20 protein-coding genes and 1 pseudogene are annotated in these 24380 nt (G+C 71.0%); 13 read left to right on the top strand and 8 right to left on the bottom strand.

Going from position 1 to position 24380, the window contains the following annotated elements:
• A pseudogene (locus ASG04_RS17755) lies at positions 1 to 154 on the top strand (sugar ABC transporter substrate-binding protein); the annotation flags it as partial.
• A 73-nt stretch (positions 155 to 227) separates the two neighbouring features.
• Complete coding sequence (locus ASG04_RS02065; RefSeq protein ID WP_056119488.1) at positions 228 to 2057, top strand: glycoside hydrolase family 35 protein; 1830 nt, start codon at positions 228 to 230, stop codon at positions 2055 to 2057.
• On the opposite strand, the gene ASG04_RS02060 is transcribed toward ASG04_RS02065, so the two are convergent.
• Positions 2054 to 2350 carry a hypothetical protein gene (locus tag ASG04_RS02060; protein WP_056119485.1) on the bottom strand — a complete coding sequence of 99 codons (297 nt, stop codon included), beginning with the start codon at positions 2348 to 2350 and terminating at the stop codon, positions 2054 to 2056. The two genes, ASG04_RS02065 and ASG04_RS02060, sit on opposite strands and share 4 nt — an antisense overlap.
• Positions 2351 to 2452: 102 nt before the next feature.
• Complete coding sequence (locus ASG04_RS17250; protein WP_156463481.1) at positions 2453 to 2629, bottom strand: CsbD family protein; 177 nt, start codon at positions 2627 to 2629, stop codon at positions 2453 to 2455.
• Between the two features lie 175 nt (positions 2630 to 2804).
• On the opposite strand from ASG04_RS17250, the gene ASG04_RS02055 reads away from it, so the two are divergent.
• From ASG04_RS02055 to ASG04_RS02045, 3 genes are read left to right on the top strand one after another with little or no spacing between them, the layout of a single operon-like run.
• Positions 2805 to 4109 (top strand): ABC transporter substrate-binding protein, encoded by a 1305-nt coding sequence (locus ASG04_RS02055; RefSeq protein ID WP_056119484.1) that lies wholly within the window; start codon positions 2805 to 2807, stop codon positions 4107 to 4109.
• Positions 4106 to 5020, top strand: a complete 915-nt coding sequence (locus tag ASG04_RS02050) for a carbohydrate ABC transporter permease (protein WP_056119481.1) — start codon at positions 4106 to 4108, stop codon at positions 5018 to 5020. The genes ASG04_RS02055 and ASG04_RS02050 overlap by 4 nt, the downstream gene beginning before the upstream one ends.
• Positions 5017 to 5850 (top strand): carbohydrate ABC transporter permease, encoded by an 834-nt coding sequence (locus tag ASG04_RS02045; RefSeq protein ID WP_056119478.1) that lies wholly within the window; start codon positions 5017 to 5019, stop codon positions 5848 to 5850. The genes ASG04_RS02050 and ASG04_RS02045 overlap by 4 nt, the downstream gene beginning before the upstream one ends.
• A 10-nt stretch (positions 5851 to 5860) precedes the next feature.
• On the opposite strand, the gene ASG04_RS02040 is transcribed toward ASG04_RS02045, so the two are convergent.
• On the bottom strand, positions 5861 to 6961 hold the full coding sequence (locus ASG04_RS02040) for an SDR family oxidoreductase (protein WP_056119475.1): 1101 nt from the start codon (positions 6959 to 6961) through the stop codon (positions 5861 to 5863).
• A gap of 53 nt (positions 6962 to 7014) precedes the next feature.
• Positions 7015 to 7413 (bottom strand): DUF3253 domain-containing protein, encoded by a 399-nt coding sequence (locus ASG04_RS02035; RefSeq protein WP_056119472.1) that lies wholly within the window; start codon positions 7411 to 7413, stop codon positions 7015 to 7017.
• 124 nt (positions 7414 to 7537) lie between these two features.
• On the opposite strand from ASG04_RS02035, the gene ASG04_RS02030 reads away from it, so the two are divergent.
• Positions 7538 to 8818, top strand: coding sequence for an alpha-amylase family glycosyl hydrolase (locus ASG04_RS02030; RefSeq protein WP_056120206.1), 1281 nt, complete (start codon positions 7538 to 7540; stop codon positions 8816 to 8818).
• 96 nt (positions 8819 to 8914) lie between these two features.
• On the opposite strand, the gene mmsB is transcribed toward ASG04_RS02030, so the two are convergent.
• From mmsB to chvE, 3 genes are all read right to left on the bottom strand, one after another.
• The gene (mmsB, locus tag ASG04_RS02025; RefSeq protein ID WP_056119467.1) at positions 8915 to 10096 is read right to left on the bottom strand and encodes a multiple monosaccharide ABC transporter permease; all 1182 of its coding nucleotides are present in this window, start codon (positions 10094 to 10096) and stop codon (positions 8915 to 8917) included.
• Positions 10083 to 11633, bottom strand: coding sequence for a multiple monosaccharide ABC transporter ATP-binding protein (gene mmsA, locus ASG04_RS02020; RefSeq protein WP_056119465.1), 1551 nt, complete (start codon positions 11631 to 11633; stop codon positions 10083 to 10085). The genes mmsB and mmsA overlap by 14 nt, the downstream gene beginning before the upstream one ends.
• Positions 11634 to 11734: 101 nt before the next feature.
• Positions 11735 to 12868 carry a multiple monosaccharide ABC transporter substrate-binding protein gene (gene chvE, locus ASG04_RS02015; RefSeq protein WP_056119462.1) on the bottom strand — a complete coding sequence of 378 codons (1134 nt, stop codon included), beginning with the start codon at positions 12866 to 12868 and terminating at the stop codon, positions 11735 to 11737.
• Positions 12869 to 13058: 190 nt separating this feature from the next.
• Here chvE and ASG04_RS02010 point away from each other — a divergent pair, with 190 nt between their 5' ends.
• Positions 13059 to 14096, top strand: coding sequence for a substrate-binding domain-containing protein (locus ASG04_RS02010; protein ID WP_056119459.1), 1038 nt, complete (start codon positions 13059 to 13061; stop codon positions 14094 to 14096).
• A 203-nt stretch (positions 14097 to 14299) separates the two neighbouring features.
• Here ASG04_RS02010 and ASG04_RS02005 read toward each other — a convergent pair whose 3' ends face one another.
• Positions 14300 to 16282, bottom strand: coding sequence for a glycoside hydrolase family 127 protein (locus tag ASG04_RS02005; RefSeq protein ID WP_056119456.1), 1983 nt, complete (start codon positions 16280 to 16282; stop codon positions 14300 to 14302).
• Between the two features lie 197 nt (positions 16283 to 16479).
• Between ASG04_RS02005 and ASG04_RS02000 the strand changes: the two genes are divergently transcribed.
• The 6 genes from ASG04_RS02000 (at position 16480) to ASG04_RS01975 (ending at position 24338) form a co-directional block, all read left to right on the top strand.
• Positions 16480 to 17490, top strand: coding sequence for a LacI family DNA-binding transcriptional regulator (locus ASG04_RS02000; RefSeq protein WP_056119453.1), 1011 nt, complete (start codon positions 16480 to 16482; stop codon positions 17488 to 17490).
• A 238-nt stretch (positions 17491 to 17728) separates the two neighbouring features.
• Complete coding sequence (locus tag ASG04_RS01995) at positions 17729 to 19420, top strand: xylulokinase (RefSeq protein ID WP_056119450.1); 1692 nt, start codon at positions 17729 to 17731, stop codon at positions 19418 to 19420.
• Entirely contained in the window at positions 19417 to 20148 is a 732-nt protein-coding gene (locus ASG04_RS01990; protein ID WP_056119447.1) for an L-ribulose-5-phosphate 4-epimerase, read from the top strand. The genes ASG04_RS01995 and ASG04_RS01990 overlap by 4 nt, the downstream gene beginning before the upstream one ends.
• The gene (araA, locus tag ASG04_RS01985; RefSeq protein WP_056119442.1) at positions 20145 to 21665 is read left to right on the top strand and encodes an L-arabinose isomerase; all 1521 of its coding nucleotides are present in this window, start codon (positions 20145 to 20147) and stop codon (positions 21663 to 21665) included. Before ASG04_RS01990 ends, araA begins: the two co-directional genes overlap by 4 nt.
• A gap of 10 nt (positions 21666 to 21675) precedes the next feature.
• A complete protein-coding gene (locus ASG04_RS01980) occupies positions 21676 to 22974 on the top strand; it encodes an FAD-binding protein (protein ID WP_056119441.1) in 1299 nt (432 codons plus the stop codon).
• A 500-nt stretch (positions 22975 to 23474) separates the two neighbouring features.
• The gene (locus tag ASG04_RS01975) at positions 23475 to 24338 is read left to right on the top strand and encodes a cation-transporting ATPase (RefSeq protein ID WP_156463479.1); all 864 of its coding nucleotides are present in this window, start codon (positions 23475 to 23477) and stop codon (positions 24336 to 24338) included.
• Positions 24339 to 24380 lie beyond the last annotated feature (42 nt).

Here is a 24380-nt window from a genome sequence, read left to right as displayed (position 1 = left end):
CCTGCCGTACCAGGTGTACGCGAACAGCGTCTACGCGGACACGGTCGGCCAGTCGTACGAGAAGGGGACGTCCCTCGAGTCCGGGCTGCAGGCCTGGCAGGATGCGCTCGTGAAGTACGGCAAGCAGCAGGGCTTCACGGTCTCGACCAAGTAGTCCCGCCACCGCACACCCCTGGAGGGGCCGCACGGGCAACCGTGCGGCCCCTCCGCTGACAGAAAGGCGCACGATGCGCTTCGCCATCGGCGACACCGACTTCCTGCTCGACGGCGAATCGCACCGGGTCCTGTCCGGCGCGATCCACTACTTCCGCGTCCACCCGGACCTGTGGCAGGACCGCATCCGCAAGGCCCGGCTGATGGGCCTGAACACCGTCGAGACGTACGTCGCGTGGAACGCGCACGAGGCCACGCCGGGCGACTTCGACTTCACGGGCGGCCTCGACCTCGGTCGGTTCCTCGACCTGGTCGCCGCCGAGGGCATGCACGCCATCGTCCGCCCGGGCCCGTACATCTGTGCCGAGTGGACCAACGGCGGTCTGCCGTACTGGCTGTTCACCGACGGCACCGTCGGCATCCGGCGCGACGAGCCGCAGTTCCTGGCCGCCGTGTCCCGCTACCTCGACGCCCTCGCACCGATCCTCGTGCCACGCCAGATCGACCAGGGTGGCCCCATCGTGCTCGTGCAGGTGGAGAACGAGTACGGCGCCTACGGCTACGACCCGGTCTACCTGTCGAAGCTCGAGCAGATGCACCGCGACATCGGGCTGACGGTCCCGTTCACGAGCGTCGACCAGCCGATGGGCACCATGCTCGAGGACGGGTCGCTGCCCTCGCTGCACAAGACCGGGTCCTTCGGATCGCGCTCCACAGAGCGGCTGGAGCGGCTGCGGCAGGCGCAGCCGACCGGACCGCTGATGTGCTCGGAGTTCTGGGACGGCTGGTTCGACAGCTGGGGCGAGCACCACCACACCACCCCGGCCGCCGCATCGGCGTCCGACCTGGACGACCTGCTCGCCGCCGGCGGCTCGGTCAACGTCTACATGTTCCACGGCGGCACGAACTTCGGCTTCACGAACGGCGCGAACGACAAGGGCGTGTACCGGCCGATCGCGACGTCGTACGACTACGACGCCCCGCTCGACGAGGCCGGCCGACCGACAACGAAGTTCCACGCGTTCCGCACGGTGATCGAGCGCTACGCGCCCGTGCCCGAGCTGCCGGCATCGATGCTGCCCGGCGGATCGGGTCGCCTCGCTCCGGTGGGTGCGACCGGAGATGCCCTGGAGGACCGGCCCACCCCCGCCACGGACGTCACGGTCCGACTTGACCGGTCCACCCCGCTCGCCTCGCTGCTCCCGCAGCTCGCGTCCTGGACCACCCACCAGGACGTCCCGACGTTCGACACGCTCGGAGCCGCCTCGGGCTTCGTGCTGTACCGGACCGAGGTCGACCTGCCCAACGGCGGTGTGCTGACCGTCGGCACCGAGGTCCGCGACCGTGTCCTGGTCAGCGTCGACGGACGCCCGGTCGGAGTGCTCGAACGAGAGCACCACGACCGGGCGATCGCGCTCCCGCCGGTGACCGGCACGCTCGAGCTGCTGGTCGAGGACCAGGGTCGCGTCGACTACGGCACGCGGATCGGCGAGCCCAAGGGCCTGATCGGCGGCGTGTCCGTCGACGGTGAGCCGCTCGAGCGGTGGACGGTGTCGCCGCTCGCGCTCGACCCCCTGCCCGAGGCGGCGCTCGACGTCCTGCGGGCACTCCCGATCACGGACGGCTCCGTCCTCGCCGGGCCCGTCGTCGCGCTCGGGTCGTTCGACCTCGACGTCATCGACGACCGGTACCTCGCGCTCGACGGCTTCCGGAAGGGTGTCGCCTGGGTCAACGGGTTCTGCCTCGGCCGGTACTGGTCCCGCGGACCGCAGCGGACGCTCGCGGTGCCCGGACCGGTGCTGCGGGCGGGGCGGAACGAGGTCGTCGTGTTCGAGGTACACGCCTCGGCCGCGCGGTCGGTGTCGCTGCTCGTCGAGCCGGACCTGGGGCACACCGAGGCCTAGTCGAGGGCGTCGAGGTCCTGCAGCGCGCGATCGGCGTCCGCGACCCGGTCGGCCTCCGGGCGGTCCCACCACTCCGGTCCGCGTTCGCCCAGGCCGTGCTTCGCGATGCCGTTCCGGTGCCGCGCCGCCGCGAGGGCCTCGTCGTCACCGGACCGTTTCGCCTGCTTGACGGCGTTCCGACCGCGCCCCAGGTGCGACCGGAGCGCTGCGGCCGTCGCCTCGGGGATCGCCGGGTCGGTCCTGCGCCACCGACGGCCGTCGACGACGAAGAAGTGGTCGTCGGGCTCGCTCATCCCCCGAGTCTGCTCCGCCGGGGACGACCGGGTGACAGACAGACGTGCGGACGGCCCGGCATCGATGGATGCCGGGCCGTCCGTACGTTCAGGAGCCGGTGCTCACTTGCCGTCGAGGGCGTCCTTCGCCTTCTCGGTCTGCATGCGACCCTCGCCCATGACCTGGTCCTTCTGGCCCTGGTGCGTGAGCTCGGCGTCGTCGGTGTGCTTGCCGACGGTCTCCTCGACCTTGCCGACGATCTTCTGGGTGGCGTCCTTGGCCTTGTCTCCGAGCGACATGGTGATTCCTTCCGATGGGGCATCACCGGTGGACCCGGCGGTGTGGATCCGACTCTACGGACGCCCGTGTACCCCGTTCCCGGGCTCGGGCCAGGTGTGAGACGGCAACGTCGGCGGCGGAGCATGCTGGACCGACGGATGTCGTCCCAGCCCCGGACCGACCAACGGAGTACAAGTGCACATCACACGCCGCAACCTCCTCGTGGGGCTGGGTGCGCTGACGCTGCCCGCAGCCCTGGCGGGGTGCGGGTTCGTGCCGCAGGACACCGGCGCGCGGAACGACGCCGACACCCTGACCTTCACCACCTGGGGGACCGACGCCGAGCTCGCCGGGTTCCGCTCGGCGATCAAGGACTTCCAGCGCGCGTACCCCGGACGACGGGTCGAGCTGAACGCCGTGCCCTACGAGCAGATGTTCACGAACATCGACGCGCAGCTGCAGGCCGGGAACGCCCCCGACGTCTTCCGGGTGCCCTACTACTCGTTCGGCGCCTACGCCGGACGCGGGCAGCTGCTCGACCTGTCGCGCTCGCTCAACGCGAGCGTGGGGGACCGGTTCACCGAGACGGCGTGGGCGGCGGTCCAGTCCGACGGTCGGCCCTTCGGCGTGCCGCACCACACGGACACGTCCGCGATCCTCGTCAACACCGACCTGATGCGGAAGGCGGGCATCACCGAGCTGCCGCGGTCGGTCGACGAGGCCTGGACCTGGGACGAACTCGGCGACGTCGCGGGGAAGCTGCGGTCCGGGCTGCCCGACGACGTCCACCCGTTCGCCTACAACTGGCAGGGGAACGGCGTCACCAGGTGGCTCAGCCTGCTGTTCCAGGCGGACGGTGCATTCCTCGGCTCGGACCAGCGGACGCCGCGGATCGACAGCGCCGCCGGTCGCGATGCCGTCGCGTTCGCCAAGCGGTTCTTCTCGGAGGGGTGGGTGCCCGCGAACGACTCGGTGAAGTCGGCGACCTACGCCAGCGACACCTGGTACCGGCAACGCGTGGCGATGGTGTGGTCCGGGGCGTTCCAGATCCCGGACGCCGCCTCGACGCTCGACTTCCCCTGGACCGCGACGTACGCGCCGCGGCGGGACCGGGGCGGCAGCGACTTCGGCGGCAACGCCCTGGTGGCGACCGCCCAGTCCCAGAAACCGGACCTCGCCGCGTCGTTCCTCGACTTCGTCACCCGCCGACCCCAGATGCAGGACTTCTGCGAGCGGGCCTCGTTGCTGCCCACTCGTCGGGACCTGCTGGACGGTGGGCTGCGCTTCGCGGTGCGGCCTGAACTGACGTCGGTGTTCGTCGACCAGGCGTCGGTCATCCGGCCGGCGGACGTCGCCCAGGTGGCCTCGCCGGACATGGCCGCGATCATCACCGTGCTGCAGAACGGCATCGAGGACGCGCTGGTCGGCGGTGTCGGTGCCGCCGAGACCGTGCAGCGCCTGCAGCGGGGCATCGCCGACGCGACGGGAGCGACGGCATGACCGCCACGACCGGGCGGAGGATCCGCCCCCGCCGTTCGCGCTCCGCCCGGCACGAGGAACGCGCCGCCTACGTGTTCATCGCGCCGAACATGGTGCTGCTCGCGGTCTTCGTGCTCGTCCCGCTCGTCGGGGCGTTCGTCATCAGCTTCCAGCGCACGAACGGCTTCGGCGCGGCCGAGTGGGTCGGGCTGGCGAACTACCAGCGCCTGCTCGGCGACGCGCTCTTCTGGCGGGCGCTGCTCAACACCGTGCTGTTCACGGTCCTGGTGACACCCATCTCGATGGGGCTCGGGCTGCTCGCGGCGCTGCTGCTCAACTCGGTGCTCCCTGCTCGAGGACTCTTCCGCTCCATCCTGATCATGCCGATGGCGGTGTCCGGCGTCGCGACGGCCCTGATCGGCGTCCTGGTGTTCGACCAGAACTCCGGCGTGCTCGACGCGCTCCTGGGCGTGGTCGGCATCTCGCCCGTGCAGTGGCAGTCCGACCCGACCGCGGCGTTCGCGTCGGTCGTGCTCGTGACCATCTGGTGGCGCGTCGGGTTCAACATGCTCATCTACCTTGCGGGGCTGCAGGGCATCGGCCCGGAGCTGCCCGAGGCGGCGATGCTCGACGGCGCCGGGTGGAGCCGACGACTGCGCTCCGTGACCGTCCCGCTGCTCGGCTCGTCGACGTTCTTCCTGACGGTCCTCAACGTCATCTACTCGTTCCAGGTGTTCGACATCGTGTTCGTGCTGACCGGAGGTGGCCCGCGCAACGCGACGTCCGTGCTCGTCACGTACGCCTACGACACCGGGTTCGTCACGCGTGACCAGGGCTACGCGGCGGCGATCGGCATGGTGCTGTTGCTGCTGGCGGTCGTCTTCGCGATCGCGCAGTGGCGCGGCAGCCGCAACCGGGACCTCGCAGGATGAGCGCCCGCACACGCCGGGCCCGCATCGGCCTCGCCGCCCGGACCGTCCTCGCGATCGTCGTCGCGGTGGTCGTGATCGCTCCGCTGTACTGGATGGTCGTCGTGGCCTTCTCGCCGCGTTCCGAGCTGCTCGGAGGGGCCGTCCGGTTCTTCCCGCGCACGCTGACGCTCGACAACCTCGACCGGGTGTTCTCGTCCTTCCCGGTCGTGGAGTGGCTCGGCAACTCGACGGCCATCGCCCTGTCGGTCGCGATCCTGACGACCGCGATCAGCCTGCTCGCCGGGTACGCCTTCGCGCAGCTGCGGTTCCGGGGCTCGACCGTGCTGTTCTTCATCGCGCTGGCGACCCTCGCCGTCCCCGTGCAGGTGATCATCGTGTCGCTGTTCCGCATCGTGACGGGCATGCACCTGTACGGCACGTACTGGGCGGTGATCCTGCCGAGCGCGGCGTCGGCCTTCGGCGTGTTCCTCGCCCGGCAGTTCCTGCTCGGGATCCCGAAGGAGCTCATCGAGGCGGCACGCATCGACGGTGCCGGGCACGTTGCGGTGTTCTTCCGGATCGTGCTGCCGATGGCGCGGCCGCTCGTCGCGGTGCTCTTCTTCATGAGCCTGCTGCAGGCGTGGAACGACTTCGCCTGGCCGTTGATCGCGCTCCGCGAGAACCGCCTGTTCACGCTGCCCATCGGGCTGCTCTACCTGCAGGGACAGTTCAACTCGGACTACGGCGCCACGATGGCGTTCGCCCTGCTCGACGTCGTGCCGATCGTCGTCGTGTTCCTGCTGTTCCAGCGGTGGTTCGTGCAGGGGTTCGCGCGGAGCGGGATCCGCTAGGCCCCGGGCCTCAGGGGACCAGGCGGTCCGCTCGGTACCGGTCGAACAGGTCGGTGAAGGACCGCTCGGTGCGCCGGTACCCGGTGAACCCGGCCTCGCGGCTCTTGCTCATGTCGGTGACGACCTCCATGGCACGGCCGAGGTCGGCGTCGGTGTGCCACCAGGACGCGACCCGGTCGATGTCGGGCTCGACGAGTCCGTGGCGCTCGGCGATCTCGGGCCATGCGGACGCGTGCGGTCCCATCTGCTGCTCGAGCGGCCGGGGTGCGTCCTGGTAGCCGACGACCCGCGCCGGGTCGACACCGAGGTGCGCGGCCAGGCGCGGCCACATCCAGCGCCAGCGGAAGACGTCGCCGTTCACGATGTTGAACGGCTCGTCGGCGCCCTCGGGCGAGGTCGCGGCCCAGACCATGTGCTCGGCGAGCAGTCCGGCGTCGGTCATGTCGGTCAGGCCGTTCCACTGCGCCTCGCTGCCGGGGAACACGAAGTCCAGGTCACGGTCCTTGGCGATGGTCGCCTGGACCGCCAGGGTCAGGCCCATGTTCATCGCGTTGCCGACCGCGTGGCCGATGACCGTGTGCGAGCGGTGCACGGACCACGTGAAGCCCTGGCGCTCGGCGGCCGCCATGAGCTCGTCCTCCTGCGCGTAGTAGAAGTTCGGGGTGTCGAGGCGCGGCTCCTCCTCGTGGAAGGGCGTGTCCGGCATCTCGCCCGCGGCGTACGCCTCGAACGGGCCGAGGTAGTGCTTCAGCCCGGTCACGAGTGCGACGTGCTCGAGGGGCGCGTGGTCGAGCGCTGCGAGCAGGTCGCGGACCATCCCGCCGTTCACGGCGATGTTCTCGGCCTCGGTCGCCTGCCGCTGCCACGCGGTGAAGAAGACGTGGGTCGGGCGCTCGTCGGCCAGCGCGGTGCGGAGCGACTCCGGGTCGCGGAGGTCTGCGGCGACGCCACGGACGCCGTCGCGGGTGCCGGCGCGACGGGAGAGCGCGGCGACGTCCCAGCCGTCGCGGGTCAGGTGCTGCACCAGGGCGGAGCCGGTGATGCCGCTGGCACCGACGACCAGGGCGCTGCGGGGGACGGTGGACTGCGTGGTGGTTTCGTCAGGAGACATCGTTTGGAGCCAACACCTGTCGTCCTGCGGGTGTTCCCGCAGCGGGTGTCGCCTCAGCGCGGACGACGGATCCGGATCGGTCCCTTGGCCGTCGACGGGTCGACGACGGTGCCGCCCTGCGTGATCTCGACCTCGCCGCGCGCGACCATCCGGCGCGCGGCACGACGGGCGGGTTCCATCAGGTCGCGCCAGTCGTCGTCGCCGACCGCGCGGGCAGCGTCCGACGGGCAGATGCTCGAGGTCACGGCCCGGGCGTCGAGGAGCTCGTCGATCGTGCGTTCCAGTGCGCGGTCGGTGTCGTCGAGCTTGTGTCGACGGCAGGCGTCCGAGCACCACTTCGCGTCGGGTGCGGCGTTCGTCGGCATCCGACGTCCGCACGACGCACAGGTCCGCTCGGCGTGCGCTGCATCGCTGCGCTCGGCGTCGGCCTCGGTGCGGATCGCTCGTCCCATGGCTCCATCCTCGTCCGGAAGCGCATCGCCGTACCCAGCGAGTGCGCCACCTGGCAGCATCGGAGCAGTGACCACCGACATCGTGCCCGACCGTCCCGCCGAACCGGACTGGGTGCGTCACGTCATGTGGTGGCACGTCTACCCGCTCGGCTTCGTCGGCGCCGAGATCCGACCGGAGGCACCCTGGGCGGACCGCGCGGTGGAGCACCGGCTCGACCGGATCACCCCCTGGCTCGACCACGTCGTGGACCTCGGCCTGAACGGCGTGCTGCTCGGCCCGGTGTTCGCGAGCTCGACCCACGGCTACGACACGGTCGACCACCTGCGGATCGACCCGCGCCTGGGTGACGACGACGACTTCGACGCCCTGGTCCGTGCCGCCCACGACCGCGGGGTCCGGGTGCTGCTCGACGGCGTGTTCAACCACGTCGGTCGGGAGCACCCGGCGTTCCGAGCGCTCGAGACGCAGGGGCCGGCGGCGGACTCCGCCCCGCTGTTCGGCATCGACTGGACCGGCTGGAACCCGGGCGACCCGGTACCGGTCGGACTGTTCGAGGGCCATGACATCCTCGTCGCCCTCGACCACACCGCCCAGGCCACCGAGGACCTCGTCGTCGAGGTCATGACCCACTGGCTCGCGCGCGGCGTCGACGGCTGGCGGCTCGACGCGGCGTACGCGCTCTCCCCGGCGTTCTGGGCACGGGTGCTGCCGCGCGTCCGGGAACAGTTCCCGGACGCGTGGTTCAGCGGCGAGGTGATCCACGGGGACGCCGCCGCGATCGTGTCCGCGTCGACGATGGACTCCACGACGCAGTACGAGCTGTGGCAGGGGACCTGGCACGGGATCGCCGACCGGAACTGCCACGAGCTGGCCCATGCGATCGGTCGACACGACGCCCTGCTGTCGACGTTCGTCCCCACGACCTTCGTCGGCAACCACGACGTCAGCCGGATCGCCAGCGCGGTGGGGGAGCGGTTCGCCGGGCACGCCGCAGCGGTGCTGTTCACGGTGGCCGGCACGCCGGTCGTCTACGCCGGCGACGAGTACGGCTGGACCGGCGTCAAGGAGGAGCGCGAGGGCGGCGACGACGCCGTCCGTCCGGCCTTCCCGGACGCACCGCCCGCCGCGACCGACCTGACCCACGCCCACGAGGCGCTCATCGCCCTGCGCCGTCGAGAACCGTGGCTGCACCGGGCGCACACCGACGTGACGCACGTGGAGAACACCGCGATCGTCCTGCGGACCGCGACCGCGGACGCGGCCGTCGTGACGGCCCTGAACCTGGGCGACGACCCCGTCGAGTTGCCCGTGGCCGACGCGACGCGGGTGGAGGCGGGCGGTGGTGACCTGCGGGACGGGACCGTGGTCCTCCCGGCTGCCGGTTGGGCAGTCCTGTCCCGCTGACGCGACCATGACGGCACCGCGGAACGGACACAGCACCCCGGAGATCCGAGGTGCTGTGTCCGTTCCGCGGTGCGGTGCGGTGCGGTGCGAACGTGCCTACTTGCGCGCGGACGCCGCCCGGCGCTTGTTGAACACGTCGAACGCGACGGCTGCGAGCAGCACCAGGCCCTTGATCAGGGACTGGAACTCGGTGCCGACACCGAGGATCGACATGCCGTTGTTCAGCAGACCGATGATGAGACCACCGATGATCGCGCCCGGCACCGTGCCGATGCCGCCGGTGACGGCCGCGCCGCCGATGAACACCGCGGCGATGGCGTCGAGCTCGAAGCCGTTGCCCGCGCCCGGTGCCGCCAGGTTGAGCTGCCCGGTGAACACCACGCCGGCCAGCGCCGCGATGACGCCCATGTTGACGAACAGCAGGAACGTGACCCGCTTCGTCTTCACGCCGGAGAGCTGCGCCGCCAGGGCGTTGCCGCCGATGGCGTACACGTGGCGACCGAAGACCGCGCTGCGCATGACCACCGAGTAGACGACCACGAGCAGGCCGAGGATGACCAGCACGATCGGGGTGCCGCTGTAGCTGGCGAGCAGCAGGGCGACGTAGATGACCAGCAGGGCACCGAAGGCGAGCTTGACGATGAACCAGACGAACGGCTCGCTCTCGAGCTGGTACTTCCGACGCGTGGCGCGTCCGCGGATCGACACGACCACCATGACCGCCGCGGCCGCGAAGCCGAGGATCATCGTGAGCGGCTCGTAGCCCGAGCTGCCGAAGGTGGGCAGGAAGCCGGAGCCGAGCGAGCGGAACCCGGTCGGGAACGGCGAGATCTGCTGGTTCTGCAGGACGATCTGCGCCGCACCGCGGAAGGCGAGCATGCCGGCCAGCGTCACGATGAACGCCGGGATCCCGAAGTAGGCGATCCAGAAGCCCTGCCATGCGCCGACCAGGCCACCGAGCACCAGGCAGAGCACCACGGCGATCGGCCACGGGATGCCCCACTGGGTGATCATGACGCCGGCCATGGCGCCCGTGAAGGCGACGATGGACCCGACGGACAGGTCGATGTGGCCGGCGATGATGACCATCACCATGCCGATCGCCAGGATCAGGATGTAGCTGTTCTGGACGATCAGGTTCGAGACGTTGATCGGGGCCAGCGTGATGCCGTTCGTGGTCACCTGGAAGAAGACGACGATGACGATCAGCGCGATGAACAGGCCGATCTGTCGGAGCTGCCCGGTGAGGTAGCTGGCGGCGGACTTAAGCGCGTTCATTGACTGGGGTCTCCCGTTCCTGGGTCATGTACTGCATGAGGACCTCGGGCGTCGCCTCGGAGCGCGGGACGTCGGCCGTGATGGTGCCCTCGGAGAGCGTGTAGATGCGGTCGCAGATGCCGAGCAGTTCCGGCAGCTCCGAGGAGATGACGATGATGCCCTTCCCCTGGTCCGCGAGCTGGTTGATGATCGTGTAGATCTCGTACTTCGCGCCGACGTCGATGCCGCGGGTCGGCTCGTCGAGGATGAGCACGTCGGGGTCGGCGTACATCCACTTCGACAGGACGACCTTCTGCTGGTTGCCGCCGGAGAGCTTGCCGGTGACCGCGTTGACCGACGGCGCCTTGATGTTCATGTTCTTCAGGAACTGCCGGGCGACGCTGGTCTCCTCGGAGCTGTTGACGAAGCCCCAGGTGGCGAGCTTGCCGAGTGCCGAACCCGAGACGTTCCGCTTGATGTCGTCGAGCAGGTTGAGGCCGTAGCGCTTGCGGTCCTCGGTGGCGTAGGCGATGCCGTTGTCGATCGCCTGCGACACCGTGTGCGTCTTGATCGGCGTGCCGCGCTTGTACACGGTGCCGGAGATGCCGGTGCCGTAGGAGTGGCCGAACACGCTCATCGCGAGCTCGGTCCGTCCGGCGCCCATCAGCCCGGCGATGCCGACGATCTCACCCGAGCGGACCGCGAGGTTCGCCTGGTGGATGATCTCGCGGGACCCGTCGAGCGGGTGGTGCACGGTCCAGTCCTCGATGCGCAGGAGCTCTTCGCCGATCGTCGGCTCGTGCTCCGGGTACCGGTTCGACAGGTCGCGACCGACCATCCCGCGGATGATGCGGTCCTCGGAGACGTCGTCGGCGTGCATGTCGAGGGTCTCGATGGTCTTGCCGTCACGGATGATCGTGACCTTGTCCGAGATCGCCTTGATCTCGTTGAGCTTGTGGCTGATGATGATCGCCGTCATGCCCTCGGCCTGCAGCGACCGGATCAGCTCGAGCAGGTGCTCGGAGTCGTCGTCGTTCAGTGCGGCGGTGGGCTCGTCGAGGATGAGGAGCTTCACCTCCTTGGACAGCGCCTTGGCGATCTCGACGAGCTGCTGCTTGCCGACACCGATGTCGACGATCTTGGTGACCGGGTTGTCCTTGAGACCGACGCGCTGCAGGAGCGCCGCGGCCTCGAGGTTGGTCTTGTTCCAGTCGATGAGCCCGCCGGTCGAGCGCTCGTTGCCGAGGAAGATGTTCTCGGCGATCGACAGGAACGGGCTCAGTGCGAGCTCCTGGTGGATGATGACGACGCCGGCTGCTTCGGAGTCGTTGATCGACCCGAACTTCACCGGCTCGCCGTCGAGCAGGATCTCGCCCTCGAACGAGCCGTGCGGGTAGACGCCCGACAGCACCTTCATCAGGGTCGACTTGCCCGCGCCGTTCTCGCCGCAGATCGCGTGGACCTGTCCGCGCTCGACCTCGATCGAGACGCCCTGCAGGGCCTTGACGCCGGGGAACGTCTTGGTGATGTCCCGCATCTCGAGGATGGTGTCCGCCATGTGGACGCCTTTCCGTCGTGCGCGCGTGCGCGCTGGTGGAGACGGACAGGAGGCGCGGTGCGGGCCGGCACCGCGCCTCCTGTCCGTCAGATGGGCAGGACCTACTTGAGGTCGGCCTCGGTGTAGTAGCCGCTGTCGACGAGGACTTCCTTGTAGTTGTCCTTCGTGACGACGGTCGGCTGGAACAGGTAGGTCGGGACGACCTTCACCTTGTTGTCGTAGCTCTTCGTGTCGTTGACCTCGGGCTTCTTGCCGGTGAGCAGGTCCTCGGCCATGGTGACCGACTGCTTGGCGAGCTTGCGCGTGTCCTTGTAGATGGTCGAGTACTGCTGACCGGCGATGATCGACTTGACCGAAGCGGCCTCGGCGTCCTGACCGGTGACGATCGGGAGCGGACGGTCACTGCTGCCGTAGCCGGCACCCTGCAGGGCCGAGATGATGCCGATCGACATACCGTCGTACGGGGAGAGGACGCCGTTCAGCGTCTCGCCACCGGAGTAGGACTTGGCGATGAGGTTCTGCATGCGGGCCTTGGCGGTCGCCGGGTCCCACTGCTGCGTCGCGGCCTGCGAGAGCTGGTCCTGGCCGGACTGGATCTTCAGCGTGCCGTCCTCGATGTACGGCTTGAGGGTCTCCATGGCGCCGTTGAAGAAGAACCCGGCGTTGTTGTCGTCGAGCGAGCCAGCGAAGACCTCGATGTTGAAGGGGCCCTTCTTGCCGGTCTTCTTGCCGTCGGAGTCGACGACGCCCAGGCCGGTGAGCAGGCTGGTGGCCTGGTCGACGCCGACCTTCTCGTTGTCGAACGACACGTAGTAGTCGACGTTCTTGTTGCCCGTCAGCAGGCGGTCGTAGGAGATGACCTTGATGCCGGCCTTCGCGGCGGCGTCGAGCTGGTCGGAGAGCGCGCCACCGTCGATCGACGCGATGATCAGGACCTTCGCGCCCTTGGTGATCATGTTGCTGACCTGCTGGGCCTGCTGCTGGACCTTGTTGTCCCCGTACTCGAGGTCGACCTTGTAGCCGGCGTCCTCGAGGTCGCTCTTGACGGCGTTGCCGTCCTTGATCCAGCGCTCGGACACCTTGGTCGGCATGGCGACGCCGACCAGGGCGCCCTTGTTGTCGGTGGAGCCGCTGCCGCTGCCGGCGTCGGAACCACGGCCACCGGCGGAGCAACCGGCGAGTGCGATGGCGATGCCGAGGGCGGCGACGCCCGCGACGATCCTGCGCTTCATCATCGAAGTACCTCTGTTCCTGTCACGTCGACATCGACGTGAGCTGTGTGACTTCGGCTGCTGTGCCGTTGTCGGAGATGTGATCGCTCGGAGTGAGCGCTCACATCTTGGGCGTTGTGTACCGCGGTGTCAACTCAGGACATGGGGATGTCCGCGCCGTTGCGGGAATCCGCGTGAGCGGTACGGTTGCCCCGTGACGACCACGGCGGCGAACAGCAAGGGGCGCAAAGCCCCGACGATCTTCGACGTCGCCGAGCGCGCCGGGGTCTCCCACCAGACCGTCTCCCGCGTGATCAACGGGGACCCGACGGTCCGCGACCACTTCCGCTCCCGCGTGACGACCGCCGTCACGGAGCTCGGGTACCGGCCGCGAGCGGCGGCCCGCGCGCTCGCCGGCGGCCGCAGCAGGGCCCTCGGACTGGTGACAGCGGGCGACGCGCTCTACGGACCGTCCAGCACCGCGATCGGGTTCGAACGTGCGGCTCGTCGGGCGGGCTACCACGTGCTGCTCTCGACGTTGCCGGACGACCCCCGCGCGAACGACCTGTCGAACGCGCTGACCACGCTGCTCGCCCAGGACGTCGCCGCGGTCGTGCTCGTGGCCGCCGACAACCGCGTGCTCGACTCGCTCGCGTCGCTGACCGTGCCCGTCAGTGTGCCCGTGGTCGTGTCGAACGCGGTGCAGCGGGACGCACGTCGCGCCGAGCGGCTGCCCACCGTCGCCGCGGTCGCGATCGACCAGGCCGCCGGCACCCGGATGGCGATGCAGCACCTGTTCGACCGCGGGCATCGGCGCATCGTGCACATCACGGGCCCGAGCGTCTCGCAGGAGGCCGAGGTCCGACGCGCCACGTACCTGGACGTGATGGCCGCGGCCGGGGTCGAACCCCTGGTGCTCGACGGCGACTGGACACCGGGCAGCGGGTTCGCCGCGGCCCGGTCGCTCGACACCGCCGCGGTCGACGCGGTGTTCTGCGGGAACGACCAGATGGCGCTCGGGGTCCTGCACGCCTTCGCGGACGACGGGCTGCGCGTGCCGGACGACATCGCGGTGCTCGGCTTCGACGACATCCCCGAGGCGGCGCACTTCACCCCGCCCCTCACCACCGTGCGCCAGGACTTCAAGGCGATGGGGGAGCAGGTGCTCGCCACGGCCAGGTCTCTGGTCGAGGGCGAGCCGCTCGACGAGATCCTGCTGCAGCCCGAGCTGGTGGTGCGGCGCAGCGCCTGAGCGCTGCTGCGGCTGCGGCTGCTGCGCACCGTGCGCGGTTCGCGGTTCGTGCGTGCTGCGCACGGTGCGAGGTTCGCGGTTCGTGCGGGCTTGATCGCCTGGTGCGAGGCTGGTTCCCTGCACCGAGCGGTCAACCTCGCACGGCCCGGGGAGCGAGCACCGTGCGAGGGTCGCACCGTGTCCGGAACCTCGCACCGTGCGCGTCAGGCCAGCGGGAGCCAGACGCGCATCGGGACCGCACCGCGGTTGGCCCAGGCGTAGTACGGGATCGCGACCGCCGTGACGGGACGGAGGGCCGGCTCGGCCCCGCCGCCACCGGTCACGTCGTCGGCGCTGGTCGCGGTGCGGGCTGCAGCCGAGCCTCCCGGACCGGGCGCCGCGTCGAGACGGCGGTACGGCCACGATGCCTGCTCGTGCCCGGCCGGCGCATGGGCCGGCACCCGCAGGGTGACGACGCCGTCGAGCAGGTCGTCGCGCTGCTCCTCGGTGATCGGCGCCTCCGCATCGATCGTCAGGTCGTCGACGGTGAAGCCGTCCTGGTCGGGCTGCTCGACCGCGTAGACGAGCGGACCGCGCTCGATCGCGACCTGCCCGCGGGCGGCGTCGATCCGGGCGTCCGCGACGAAGCGGTGCGGGGTGGTGTCGAACACGAGCTCGACCGTGTCGCCGGCGTGCCAGTCGCGTTCGATGGTGTGCACGGTGCCGGGTTCCGGGTGCTGTTCGGAGCCGTCGAACGTGACCGTCGTGGTGTCGGACCAGGCCGGGACCCGCAGCCCGAGGGCGAGCGGGCCGTCCTGGGTCACCGTCACGCGGACCGTGCCGTCGTGCGGGTAGCCGGTCTCGACGCTGACGGCGCCGAGGTCAGCCGTCGCGTACTGGTGCACCTGCAGGCCGCCGTCGGTCGCGGTGGCCAGGTAGCCGTCCAGGCTCGCGAACGTGCGCATGATGTTCGGCGGGCAGCACGCGCAGTCGAACCAGCCGCGGCGCCCGTGCGCGGGGGAGCGGTTCTCGTCGGCGTGCGCGTGGTCGCGGTGCTGCAGCGGGTTCACGTAGAAGTACTCGGTGCCCGCCAGGCTCACACCCGGCAGGAACGCGTTGTACAGCAGGCGCTCGACCGCGTCGGCGTACTCGGGCCTGCCCGTGGCCAGCAGCAGCCGCCACGCCCACTGCACGCCCCCGATCGCCGCGCAGGTCTCGGCATAGCCGCGGTCGGTGGGGAGCTCGTACGGGTCGCCGAACGCCTCGAAGTCCCATCGCGCGCCGAGTCCGCCGGTGATGAACGCCTTGGTCGCCATCATGTCGGCGAACTGGCGCTCGCTCGCCGCCAGCAGTTCGGCGTCGCCGGTCTCGATCGCGACGTCGACCGCGCCCGCGGCCAGGTACACGGCGCGGACGGCGTGGCCCTCGACGGTCGTGGCCTGGCGGCTCGGGACCCGGTCCGAGAAGTAGGTCGGCTCGCCGCCGGCGCGCTCGATGATGCCGTGCCCGCGGGCGTCGACGAACCAGTGCGCCAGGTCGAGGTAGGCGCGCGTGCCGGTCTCGCGGTAGAGCTCGACGAGTCCCATCTCGACGACCGGGTGGCCGTCGACGTCGCGGACCTGGTCGGCGCCGTCGCCGAAGGTGCGCACGAGGTGGTCGGCGTTCCGGATCGCCACGTCGAGCAGCGCGGTGTCGCCCGTCGCCCGCGACTGTGCCACGGCGGCCTGCATCAGGTGCCCCGCGCAGTACATCTCGTGGCTCCACTTGAGGTCCGTGTACCGGGCGCCGTCGAAGCGGACCTGCTGCACGGAGTCGACGTAGCCGTCGTCGGCCTGTGCTGCTGCGACGAGCGCGGTGACCTCGCGCTGGAGCTCCCGCAGGTCGTCGGCCGGTTCGCGTCCGAGCTCCCAGGCGACGGCCTCGAGCCACTTGTACACGTCGGAGTCCATGAAGATCGGCCCGACGGCCTCGCCCTGCTCGGTCCCCGCCGCGATGCGCAGGTTCCGGAAGTTGCCGGCCGCCTCGAGCTGGCGGTACCCGTCGCGGACGGCGTCGCGCCCGTTCCGCTCCTGACGCAGGTGCCAGAAGCCACCGGTGATCCGGGCGGCGTCGGCGGGGAGCGGCCGGAGGGTCAGGTGCGCCTCGGCGGTCGGGAGGACCGGGGTCGCGGTGTGTGCGCGGCTGTCGGTGGCGAGCGTGGTCGTCATGGTGTCTCCTGCTTGCGTCGGACGCCACGGCCAGCTTCGGGCCGCGATGCCCTCGTCGAGTTCGCACTGCCGAGCGGCAATTGCGGAAAACGGTTTCTGCTGGATGACGCTACGACACCCCCGATCGGTCCGCAAGAGCCGATCCGGTGGTTCATCGTATGATCGTGGCCACGACGGACAGGCGGAAAGGAGTTGCCGTGACGCTCGAACGATCCGGCAGGCCCGGGTCCGACCCGGTGCGCATCACCGACGTGGCGGCGCTCGCCGGCGTCTCGATCGGCACGGCGTCGAAGGCGTTGAACGGCACCGGGCAGCTGCGCGACGAGACCCGGGCTCGGGTGCGCGCGGCGGCGGCCAAGCTCGGGTTCGTCGGCGATGCCCGCGGACGGGCACTGTCGTCGGGCCGGTCGTACACCGTGGGCATGATCACGACGGACTCGTTCGGGCGGTTCTCGATCCCCGTGCTGCTCGGTGCCGAGGACGTGCTGTCGGCCGGGCAGATGGCCGTGCTGCTGTGCGACACCCGTGACGACCACGTACGGGAGTCCCACTACCTGCGCTCTCTCGTCGCCCGGCGCGTCGACGGGATCATCGTCACGGGGCGGTCCGCCGACCCGCGGCCACCCATCGACGTGGACATCCCCGTCGTGTACGCGTTCACGCCGTCGACCGACCCGGCCGACGTCTCCGTCACCCTCGACGACGAGCACGGGGCGGCGCTCGTCGCGTCCCATCTGCTGACGCTCGGGCGCCGGCGCGTCGCCATCGTGACCGGACCCGCGTGGGCCCGGTCGGCGACCCGACGGGTCGACGGTGCGACCCGTGCGCTCGGGTCCGCGCTCGTGGGGCCCGCGCTGTACGGGGAGTGGTCCGAGCGCTGGGGGCGCCAGGCGGTCGACGTGCTGGACCGCGGCGAGGGCGGCATCGACGCGATCGTGTGCGGGTCCGACCAGATCGCGCGCGGCGTGTGCGACCGGTTGCGCGAGCTCGGGCGTTCCGTGCCCGGCGACGTCGCGGTGGCGGGCTTCGACGACTGGGACGTGATGGCGCTGGCGAGTCGGCCGCCCCTGACGACCGTCGACCTGCGGCTCGAGGAGCTCGGTCGCGTCGCCGGCCAGGCCCTGCTCGACCTGATCGAGGGCTCCGCCGCCCGGTCGGCCACGGTGACCCCGACCCTGGTCCTGCGCGAGAGCACCCTCGGCGCCTGACGCGGTCGCTCCTCGAGGTTCCACAATTGCGGCATCTCGAGCCCGCGCACCGACGACTCGTGGAACCCCGGCGCACGCGAGCGGCGTGTCGTGCGACCTCGTCCAAGGCCACCGGACGCCCCGAACCGTCCGCGTCGCCACGACGCGCGCGGCGCGTTGCGAGAGTGAGCGCTCACGTGCCAGGATGTGAGCGCTCATCCGACGGTGGGCACGGACGACGGAGTCTCGGGAGGACTGCATGGACGAGGACCGCCGACAGCAGGTCGCGGACGGCCGCACGACCCTCGGGATCGAACTCGGATCGACGCGCATCAAGGCCGTCCTCATCGACGAGGACCACCGCCCGGTCGCCAGTGGCGACCACGAGTGGGAGAACGCTTACGTCGACGGGCGCTGGACCTACTCCCTCGAGTCCGTCGAGACCGGACTGCAGGCTGCCTACGCCGCACTCGTCGCCGACGTCGAGTCGCAGTACGGCCTCCGACCCACCACCTTCCGCGCCGCCGGGGTCTCCGCGATGATGCACGGCTACCTGGCGTTCGACGCGTCCGGCGAGCTGCTCGTGCCCTTCCGCACGTGGCGCAACACCTCGACCGGCCCGGCCGCCGAGGAACTCAGCGCACGCCTCGGCGCGAACATCCCGCTCCGGTGGTCCGTCGCGCACCTGTACCAGGCCGTCCTCGACGAGGAGCCCCACGTCGCCGAGGTCACCAGCGTGACCACGCTCGCCGGGTACGTGCACCGACGGCTCACCGGGCGGGACGTCCTGGGGGTCGGTGACGCCAGCGGCATGTTCCCGATCGACCCCGCCACGGACGACTACGACACCGCCATGACCGGGACCGCCGACGCCCTGATCGGGATGTCCGTGCGCGAGCTGTTCCCCGAGGTGCTCACCGCCGGCCAGGACGCCGGTGCGCTCACCCCCGACGGCGCCGCGTGGCTGGACCCGACCGGCACGCTCGAGCCCGGCGTGCCGCTGTGCCCGCCCGAGGGCGACGCCGGCACGGGCATGGTCGCGACGAACGCCGTCGCGCCCCGGACCGGCAACGTCAGCGTCGGCACGAGCATCTTCGCGATGGTCGTCCTCGAACGCCCGCTCACGACCCCGCACGAGGAACTCGACGTGGTCACGACACCCGCCGGCGACGCCGTGGCGATGGTGCACTGCAACAACGGCGCGAGCGAGGTCGCCGCCTGGGCCCGGGTGTTCGCACGGTTCGCGGAAGCGGCACGAGCACGCACCGGCGGCCCGGCGATCGACATCGACGACGTCTACGCGACGCTGCTCGCCGAGGCAGAGGAAGCCGACCCGGACGCCGGCGGCCTGCTGTCCTACAACTACCTGGCGGGGGAACCCGTCACCGGCGTCGCCGACGGCCGCCCCGTGCTCGTCCGCAGCCCCGACGGCCGGTTCACGCTCGGCAACCTGGTGCGGGCCGAGGTGCAGGGAGCGTTCGCGACCCTGGCGATCGGCATGGACGTGCTGCACGGCGAGGACGTCGTCGTCGACCGGATGACCGCACACGGCGGACTGTTCCGGACACCGGGCACGCCCCAGCGTCTGCTCGCCGCCGCGCTCGACGTGCCGGTCGCCCTCGAGGACACCGCCGGCGAGGGCGGGGCCTGGGGCATCGCGGTCCTCGCGGCCTACCTGGCGCACGCTGCCGACACCGACCTGACGCGCTACCTGGCCGACCGCGTCTTCGCGAGCGACAGCGTGCACGTGGCCGAACCGGACGGGCGCGACGTCGCCGGGTTCCGCGCGTACCTCGAGCGCTTCCGCGCGGGCCTGCCCCTGCAGGCGGCGGCGGTCGCCGCGACGACTCTGGCCCACGACAACCCCGCCCACGACGCCACCACCGGTGGACCGGAGACGACGGCCGGAGCCGAGCCGGGCCTCCAGACCGAGAAGGAGCCGACCCGATGACCGACACGAGCCAGCAGGACGCGACCGACCACGACCCCGCCACCCGGGAGGCCGTGGCCGCCACCCGCGAGCGCGTCGCCCGCCTGCACGGCGAGCTGGTGCGCTACGGCCTGGTCATCTGGACCGGAGGCAACGTCTCCGAGCGCGTCCCCGGCACCGACCTGTTCGTGATCAAGCCGAGCGGCGTGTCCAGCGACGACCTGACGCCCGAGAACCAGGTCGTCTGCACCCTGGACGGCGTCCCCGCCGACGGCTGGGGCAACGCCCACGGTCCGTCGTCCGACACAGCCGCGCACGCCTACGTGTACCGGAACATGCCCGAGGTCGGCGGTGTCGTGCACACCCACTCGACGTACGCGACCGCGTGGGCGGCCCGTGCCGAGGCGATCCCATGCGTGATCACCGCGATGGCGGACGAGTTCGGCGGCCCGATCCCGGTCGGCCCGTTCGCGATCATCGGCGACGACTCGATCGGGCACGGCATCGTCGAGACGCTCAGCGGGCACCGCTCACGCGCCGTGCTCATGCAGAACCACGGCGTGTTCACGATCGGCAAGGACGCGAAGGACGCCGTGAAGGCCGCGGTGATGTGCGAGGACGTCGCGCGCACCGTGCACATCGCGAAGCAGGGCGGCGAGGTCGTCCCGATCGCGGAAGCAGACATCGATCGACTCTTCGATCGCTACCAGAACGTCTACGGACAGAACCCCGAAGGAGCCATGCGATGACGCAGGTGGACCCGCAAGCAACGCTCGACAGCTACGAGATCTGGTTCCTCACCGGGTCCCAGGGCCTGTACGGCGAGGAGACCCTGCGCCAGGTCGAGGAGCAGAGCCGCGCCGTGCACGCCGAGCTGGCGCCCCACGTGCCGGTGACGCTGGTGTGGAAGCCCGTCCTCAAGGACGCCGACGGCATCCGCCGCGCGCTCATCGAGGCCAGCGCCGACGACAAGGTGATCGGCGTCACGGCCTGGATGCACACCTTCAGCCCCGCGAAGATGTGGATCGGCGGCCTCAACGCGCTGACCAAGCCGCTGCTGCACCTGCACACGCAGGCGAACGTCGTGCTGCCGTGGGCGGACATCGACTTCGACTTCATGAACCTCAACCAGGCCGCGCACGGTGACCGCGAGTTCGGGTACGCCCTGGCCCGCATGGGTGTCCGCCACGCGACCGCGATCGGTCACGTCTCCGACGAGCGCGTGCAGCAGCGTGTCGCGAACTGGAGCCGTGCCGCCGCCGGGGCCGCCGCGATCCGGTCGCTCAAGCTGACGCGCTTCGGCGACAACATGCGCTACGTCGCCGTCACCGAGGGCGACAAGACCGAGGCCGAGATCGAGCTCGGCGTGCAGGTCAACACCTGGGCGGTGAACGAGCTGGCCGAGGCCGTTGCGGCCGCCACCGATGACCAGGTCGACGCACTCGTCGCCACGTACGAACGCGACTACGACGTGGACCCGTCGTTGCGCCGCGACGGTGGCGACCGACACGGCGCGCTCCGCGACGGTGCCGCGATCGAGCTCGGGCTCCGTGCGCTCCTGGAGCAGAACGACTCCGCCGCCTTCACCACGAACTTCGAGGACCTCGGCGCGCTCAAGCAGCTGCCCGGGCTGGCCGTGCAGCGCCTGATGGCCGACGGCTACGGCTTCGGGGCCGAGGGCGACTGGAAGACCGCCGTGCTCGTCCGCGCGATGAACGTCGCCGGCGCGGGGCTCCCCGGCGGGGCGTCGCTCATGGAGGACTACACGTACGACCTCACGCCCGGTGCCGAGAAGATCCTCGGCGCCCACATGCTCGAGGTCTCGCCGACGCTCACCAGCGCAACGCCCACGCTCGAGATCCACCCGCTCGGCATCGGCGGCAAGGACGACCCGGTGCGCCTGGTCTTCACCGCCGACTCCGGCGAGGCCGTGGTGGTCGCGCTCTCCGACACCCGCGACGGGTTCCGCCTGACCGCGAACGTCGTCGACGTCGTGCCGCCGACCGAGGCGCTGCCGAAGCTCCCCGTCGGCCGTGCGGTCTGGGAGCCGCGGCCGTCGTTCCCCGTCGCTGCCGCGGCCTGGCTCACGGCCGGCGCCGCCCACCACACCGTCATGACGACGGCGGTCGGACTGCAGGTGGTCGAGGACCTCGCCACGATGCTCGGGACCGAGTTCCTGGTCATCGACGAGCACACGACCTCGCGGGGCTTCCGCGACGAGGTGCGCGGGCAGCAGACCTGGCACCGTCTCGACCGCGGGTTCTGAGGACCGGACGATGACCGACGTGACCGCGACGCAGCGCACCAACTGGGCCGGCAACCTGACCTACCGGGCGGCCGCCCTGGAGCGCCCGTCGTCGGTCGCGGCGGTGCAGGAGCTCGTCGCGTCGACGCCGCGCCTGACGGCGCTCGGGTCGACGCACTCGTTCAACGACATCGCCGACACCGAGGCCGTCCAGGTCACGCTCACCGACCTGCCGCCGGTCCTCGAGATCGACAGGGCACGTCGGGTGGTCCGGGTGGCGGCCGGGATGACGCATGCGCAGGTGGCCGCCGGACTGGAGGCCCGTGGCTGGGCACTCGGGAACCTCGCGTCCCTGCCCCACATCTCCACGGCAGGTGCGGTCGCCACCGGCACGCACGGGTCCGGTGTCCGGAACCCCTCGCTGGCGCAGGCGGTCGTCGGGCTCGACGTCGTGCGGGCCGACGGCTCGCTCGTGCAGGTCACCTCGGACGGCTCCGGCTCCGGCTCCGGCACCGGCTCCGGTTCCGCGGGTGACCTCGACGCGCACCGGGTCGCCCTCGGGGCGCTCGGGGTCGTCACCGCGGTCGAGCTCGCGATCGAGCCCTCGTTCCAGGTGGCCACCACCGTCCACCTCGACCTGCCGTGGGACGCCGTCCTCGAGCACTTCGACGCGGTGATGGCTGACGCGTACTCGGTGTCGATGTTCACCGCGTTCGACGACCGCGGTGCCCGGCAGGTCTGGACGAAGCACCGCGTGGACGAGCCCGCACCGTCGATGGACCTGGTCGCGCTCGGGGCCCGTCGCGCCACCGGTCCCGTGCACCCGGGGGAGAACGACACCGCCGGGGTCACCGAGCAGGGCGGCGTCCCCGGGCCGTGGTCCGAGCGGCTGCCGCACTTCCGGTCGTCCTTCTCGCCGTCGACCGGGGCGGAGATCCAGGCGGAGTACCTCGTCCCGGCGGCGTCGGCCGTCGCGGCGATCCAGGCGCTCCTGCCGCTCCGCGACCTGTTCGCGCCGATCCTGATCGCGGCCGAGTTCCGCACGGTCGCGCCCGACACTGCGTGGCTGGCGCCCTCGTCCGAGCGGCAGTCGGTCGGGCTGCACTTCACCTTCCGGCGGGACGTGTCGGCGGTCGCAGCGGCGGTCGAGCAGATCGAGGAGGCCCTGGCGCCGTTCGACCCCCGGCCGCACTGGGGGAAGGTCTCCGCGGCGACTCCGTCCCGGCTGCACGAGGCCTTCCCGCACCTGGCGGCGTTCGCTGCGCTCGCTCGCGACCTCGACCCGACGGGGCGGTTCCGCAACCCGTTCCTGGAGCGCGTGCTGTCCTGACGACGAGGAGCGGTCGCGCCGCCGGCTGCGGCGCGACCGCTCTGGTCACTGGCCTCTGCGGTACAGGTCGTGCAGGAACCGAGCGACGGTCACGAGCAAGCTCGCGATCCCCAGCCACGGGACCTGACGCCTGGGCCGGCGCTCGTCGTCGTGGGACATCGAGTACCTCCTGGTGTCGTCACCGGCGGACACGAGGAGCAGTCGGCCAGGGGTGTGGAGCCGAGCGAGCTCAGCTACACTGACTCCCGAGTGTTCGACTCGGGGAAGTCTGTTTTCCCCTGGCTCTCCACTCGGAGAGCGAACCGAAGCCCGGAACTGTTTGCGCAGTTCCGGGCTTCACTCGTTCGCCCTGGGGCCGCGTTCCGGTGGTGACGCGGCCCCGTGACCAGCCTACCGATACTGATGTTCTGGTTGGGCTCCCAGCAGATCGGGATGCGTTCCGGGGGCGCTGTACTGCCGGGATGCTGAGAGCGCACATGTGCGGACGCAAAGGTCGGTTCATGGCAAACCTCTCTCGATTCATCGGCATGGCCTCGAAGGTCATCTCCAAGCAGATGCAGCAGCGCGGTCAGGGGAACACCGCCGCGGGTCACGGGCAGTCGTCGCAGGGCGGGAACGACTGGCGTGACATGGTGCGGACCGCCGCCGACAAGCTGACCGGGGACGACCGGACCCAGCCGCAGCGGCCCCCGCAGCAACACGGCCAGCCGCAGCAGCACGGCGAGCAGCAGAGCCGGCCGCAGCAGCCCGCTCGGCCGCAGCAGCCCGCTCAGCCGCAGCGCGGGGCCGCTGACGCGGACAAGGTGGCCCTCGCGAAGTACGACTACCTGCTGCGCACAGCGTCCCCCGACCAGCTGGAGCAGGTCCACCACGACGCCTTCGCGCGGCTCACGCCCGAGCAGCGGCACGCGGTGCTCCAGCGCATGAACACCGAGCTCCCGCCGCACGCCCGGCCCGCGGACGCCTCGGCGGCGGGGATGGCTCGCGCGATGACCCGCGGCGAGGTCGCCCGTCCCGGCATGGCCCGCCGCGTCCTGGGTGGGGCCGCTGTCGGCGCCGGAGCGATGGCGATCGGCGGCGTCGCGGTCGCGGTCGCCGGTGGAGCGGTCATGAGCGCGGCCGCCGGACCGGTGCTGGCGGGTGCCGCCGACCTCGGGATCGACTTCGAGGGGATCGCGTCGGGGATCGGCGACGTCGGCTTGGCCGACCTCGGCGGTGGGCTCGGCGAGCACGTCTCGGGCCTCGGCGAACAGGCGTCGGGTCTGGGCGAGCAGGTCTCCGGGCTCGGCGAACAGGCGTCGGGCCTCGGTGAGCAGGCGTCGAACCTCGGCAACGACTTCCTCGGCGGCCTCTTCGACCGCTGACCCCGGCGGGGGAGGACCTCGGCGGGTGTGGACTGCCGATCG

This window comes from Curtobacterium sp. Leaf183, from assembly GCF_001424385.1.
GTDB lineage: Bacteria > Actinomycetota > Actinomycetes > Actinomycetales > Microbacteriaceae > Curtobacterium.
This window is presented reverse-complemented; position numbering and strand designations above follow the sequence as displayed.

Bases quoted from the DNA above. Each gene is read 5' to 3' on its own strand.
- ASG04_RS02065 (WP_056119488.1), top strand. From the start codon at position 228: ATGCGCTTCGCCATCGGCGACACCGACTTCCTGCTCGACGGCGAATCG.
- ASG04_RS02060 (WP_056119485.1), bottom strand. From the start codon at position 2,350: ATGAGCGAGCCCGACGACCACTTCTTCGTCGTCGACGGCCGTCGGTGG.
- ASG04_RS17250 (WP_156463481.1), bottom strand. From the start codon at position 2,629: ATGTCGCTCGGAGACAAGGCCAAGGACGCCACCCAGAAGATCGTCGGC.
- ASG04_RS02050 (WP_056119481.1), top strand. From the start codon at position 4,106: ATGACCGCCACGACCGGGCGGAGGATCCGCCCCCGCCGTTCGCGCTCC.
- ASG04_RS02045 (WP_056119478.1), top strand. From the start codon at position 5,017: ATGAGCGCCCGCACACGCCGGGCCCGCATCGGCCTCGCCGCCCGGACC.
- ASG04_RS02040 (WP_056119475.1), bottom strand. From the start codon at position 6,961: ATGTCTCCTGACGAAACCACCACGCAGTCCACCGTCCCCCGCAGCGCC.
- ASG04_RS02035 (WP_056119472.1), bottom strand. From the start codon at position 7,413: ATGGGACGAGCGATCCGCACCGAGGCCGACGCCGAGCGCAGCGATGCA.
- ASG04_RS02030 (WP_056120206.1), top strand. From the start codon at position 7,538: ATGTGGTGGCACGTCTACCCGCTCGGCTTCGTCGGCGCCGAGATCCGA.
- mmsB (WP_056119467.1), bottom strand. From the start codon at position 10,096: ATGAACGCGCTTAAGTCCGCCGCCAGCTACCTCACCGGGCAGCTCCGA.
- mmsA (WP_056119465.1), bottom strand. From the start codon at position 11,633: ATGGCGGACACCATCCTCGAGATGCGGGACATCACCAAGACGTTCCCC.
- chvE (WP_056119462.1), bottom strand. From the start codon at position 12,868: ATGATGAAGCGCAGGATCGTCGCGGGCGTCGCCGCCCTCGGCATCGCC.
- ASG04_RS02005 (WP_056119456.1), bottom strand. From the start codon at position 16,282: ATGACGACCACGCTCGCCACCGACAGCCGCGCACACACCGCGACCCCG.
- ASG04_RS01995 (WP_056119450.1), top strand. From the start codon at position 17,729: ATGGACGAGGACCGCCGACAGCAGGTCGCGGACGGCCGCACGACCCTC.
- ASG04_RS01990 (WP_056119447.1), top strand. From the start codon at position 19,417: ATGACCGACACGAGCCAGCAGGACGCGACCGACCACGACCCCGCCACC.
- araA (WP_056119442.1), top strand. From the start codon at position 20,145: ATGACGCAGGTGGACCCGCAAGCAACGCTCGACAGCTACGAGATCTGG.
- ASG04_RS01980 (WP_056119441.1), top strand. From the start codon at position 21,676: ATGACCGACGTGACCGCGACGCAGCGCACCAACTGGGCCGGCAACCTG.
- ASG04_RS01975 (WP_156463479.1), top strand. From the start codon at position 23,475: ATGGCAAACCTCTCTCGATTCATCGGCATGGCCTCGAAGGTCATCTCC.